This is a genomic window from Mesorhizobium sp. M7A.T.Ca.US.000.02.2.1, from assembly GCF_003996995.1.
In the GTDB taxonomy this organism is placed as follows: domain Bacteria; phylum Pseudomonadota; class Alphaproteobacteria; order Rhizobiales; family Rhizobiaceae; genus Mesorhizobium.
The window spans coordinates 1-3,172 of sequence record NZ_RZTT01000560.1 but is presented as its reverse complement, the minus strand read 5'-3'; the positions used below and the strand labels follow the sequence as shown (position 1 = coordinate 3,172).

At 65.4% G+C, this 3,172-nt stretch carries 4 protein-coding genes; 2 read left to right on the top strand and 2 right to left on the bottom strand.

Annotated features, from left to right (window positions below; genetic code table 11):
• A partial coding sequence (locus EOD15_RS31555) for a YicC/YloC family endoribonuclease (RefSeq protein WP_127409174.1) occupies positions 1–758 on the top strand: 758 nt, incomplete at its 5' end.
• A 3-nt stretch (positions 759–761) separates the two neighbouring features.
• Positions 762–1,418, top strand: a complete 657-nt coding sequence (gene gmk / locus EOD15_RS31550; RefSeq protein WP_013532512.1) for a guanylate kinase — start codon at positions 762–764, stop codon at positions 1,416–1,418.
• Between the two features lie 137 nt (positions 1,419–1,555).
• Here the strand turns inward: gmk and rsmA are convergent, their stop codons facing one another.
• Positions 1,556–2,395, bottom strand: coding sequence for a 16S rRNA (adenine(1518)-N(6)/adenine(1519)-N(6))-dimethyltransferase RsmA (gene rsmA / locus EOD15_RS31545; protein WP_127321186.1), 840 nt, complete (start codon positions 2,393–2,395; stop codon positions 1,556–1,558).
• Positions 2,396–2,405: 10 nt separating this feature from the next.
• A partial coding sequence (pdxA, locus tag EOD15_RS31540; RefSeq protein WP_127409173.1) for a 4-hydroxythreonine-4-phosphate dehydrogenase PdxA occupies positions 2,406–3,172 on the bottom strand: 767 nt, incomplete at its 5' end.

Below are 3,172 nucleotides of genomic sequence, written 5' to 3'. Positions count from 1 at the left end.
GGTTGGAACCTGCTGTCCGGCAAATACTTCAGAAACGTTTTGCACGCGGCAATTTCCAGGCGACGCTGACCATCGGCCGTGCCGTTGGCGCGCAGGCGCAGCCGGTCGTCAACGAAGCCTTCCTGAAGGACCTTGCTGGGCTCGCCAAACGGCTGCAGGAGCAATTCGGCGTTGCTGCGGCGACGTCGGATGGATTGCTTTCGCTGCGCGGCGTGCTCGACATTCCTGAAACCGTCGAAACCGAGGAGGCGAGGGCCGCGCTCGATGCCGCGATCATGGCCGCGCTCGAAGTGGCCTTGAACGGGCTCGAACAGGCACGGCAGGGCGAAGGAGCCGCGCTGGCTTTGCTGTTGTCGGGTCATATCGACACGATCGAGGCGCTGACGCTGCGGGCAGAAGTGGATCCATCCCGCGAGACCGCGGTGATCCGCGAACGCATCGCCGAGCAGGTCAGGCTGCTGATGGACGCTTCCGCCAATCTGGATGCCACCCGACTGCATATGGAGGCGGCGTTCCTGGCCACCAAGGCCGATATTCGCGAAGAGATCGACCGGCTGAAAACGCATGTCGCATCCGGCCGGGCACTGCTGGTGGGCGGCGGCGCGGTCGGTCGCAAGCTCGATTTTCTGGCACAGGAATTTAACCGCGAATCGAATACGCTGTGTTCCAAAACGAATGCCGCAGCCATCACCGCGATCGGCCTGGACCTGAAGGCGGTGGTCGACCAGTTTCGTGAACAGATCCAGAATCTGGAGTAGCCGATGGTTGCCAAGGATTTGGGGTCCCGCATACGCCGCCGGGGCCTGATGCTCGTCCTGTCGTCGCCGTCCGGCGCCGGCAAGTCGACGATCGCGCGCAATCTTCTGGAAAGCGATTCCAGCCTCGAACTGTCGGTCTCGGTCACCACCAGGCCGCGCCGTGGAAGCGAGATCGAAGGCGTCCACTATCATTTTCGGACGATGCGCGAATTCGAGCGGCTTCGTGATTCCGACGCGCTGCTGGAGTGGGCCGAGGTGCATGGCAATTGCTATGCGACGCCGCGCGAACCGGCCGAACTGGCGCTGTCCGAGGGGCGCGACATGCTGTTCGACATCGACTGGCAAGGCGCCCAGCAGCTCAAGGAGAAGATGCGCGCCGACATTGTCTCGATCTTCATCCTGCCGCCATCGATGAAGGAGTTGAAGGCGCGGCTGAAACGTCGCGCTGAAGACCAGGAGGCGGTGATCGAGACGCGGCTGAAAAACGCCCGCAACGAGATCGAGCACTGGAAGGAATATGATTTCGTCATCGTCAATGATGACCTTGACCGCGCCTTCGCCGAAGTGCGCGGCATCGTCGTCGCCGAGCGGTTAAGACGCGACCGCCGGCCAGGCCTGTTCGATTTCGTCTCTGGACTGTTGGACGAGAAGACGGGCTGAGACCTCTTCCTTCGCCCCGTTCACGGGGAGAAGGTGGCCCGAAGGGCCGGATGAGGGGCGGTGCTGGCATTTCAAGGTTCGTGCTGCCCCCTCATCTGCCTGCCGGCATCTTCTCCCCGTAAACGGGGAGAAGAGAGCTACACGGCATTGGTCAGCCGCACGAATTCCTCGACGCTGAGCGTCTCGGCGCGGCGTGTCGGATCGATGCCGGCGCGTTCGAGCAGGGCCTCGCCGCCGAGGTTTTTCACGCTCTGCCGCAGCATCTTGCGACGTTGGCCGAAAGCGGCTTCTGTGACGCGGCCGAGTTTCTTCACCTCGGCGGGCAGGGGCGTCGGGCGCGGCACCAGATGCACCACCGAGGAGGTGACCTTTGGCGGCGGCGTGAATGCCTGTGGCGGTACGTCGAAGGCGATCCTCGCCTCCGTCCGCCAGCCGGCAAGAACCCCCAGCCGGCCATAGCTGTCGCTGCCGGCAGGCGCGACGATGCGCTCGGCCACCTCGCGCTGGAACATCAAAGTCATCGAGGTGTAGAAAGGCGGCCAGTCGCTGACCGTCAACCAGCGCACCAGCAGCTCCGTGCCGATATTGTAGGGCAGGTTGGCCACGATCTTGACCGGGCCGCCATTGCCGGCCGCTCGACTGGCAAGGCCTGTGAAATCCGTCTTCAGCGCATCGCCGGAAACAACCTCCAGCCGGCCGGGATAGTGGTCGGACACTTCGGCAAGAGCAGCCAGGCAACGTTCGTCACGCTCGATGGCGATGACGTGACGCGCGCCGTTGGAAAGCAGGGCGCGGGTCAGCCCGCCGGGACCGGGACCGACCTCGATCACGGTTGCATCGGACAAGTCGCCGGCGGTGCGCGCGATCTTGCCGGTGAGATTGAGGTCGAGCAGGAAATTCTGGCCGAGCGCCTTCTTTGCCTGCAGCCCATGACGCTCGATCACCTCGCGCAGCGGCGGCAGCCCGTCGATGCTCATGCCCGAGATCTCATACCGCAACCGCCTTCGTGTTCGTGTCGGCCAGCCGCCGGGCAAGCTTCAGCGCCGCTATCAGGCTGTCGGGCCGCGCCACACCCTTGCCGGCGATGTCGAAGGCCGTGCCGTGGTCGGGCGAGGTGCGGATGAAGGGCAGGCCGAGCGTGACATTGACCGCCTCGTCGAAAGCCAGCGCCTTGGCCGGGATCAGCGCCTGGTCGTGATACATGCAAAGGGCCGCGTCGTAGCCGGCCCGCGCCCGGACATGGAATAACGTGTCGGCCGGCAAAGGGCCGAAAGCGTCGATGCCATCGGCACGCAGGATGTCGACCGCCGGGCGCACGATCCGCTCGTCCTCGAGGCCCATGGCGCCGCCTTCGCCGGCATGCGGGTTGAGCCCGGCAATGGCCAGCCTCGGCTTGGCGATGCCAAAGCGGCCGGTGAGATCGGCAGCGGTGATGCGCGCGGTGGCGACGATCAGCTCGGTGGTCAGTGCCTTCGGCACCTCGGCCAGCGCGATGTGGATGGTGACGGGAACGGTGCGCAGGTCGGGTCCTGCCAGCATCATCACCGGCATCGCCTCGACGCCGCTGTGCCGGGCCGCCAGATGCGCCAGATACTCGGTGTGGCCGGGGAAGCGAAAGCCGGCGTCGTAGAGCGGCTTCTTGGCGATGGGGCAGGTGACCACGGCCGAGGCTTCGCCGGCAAGGCAATCGGCGACGGCGCGGTCGATGGCCTCGATGGTGGCAGCCGCATTGGCCGGTTCCGGCCGGCCGGGAC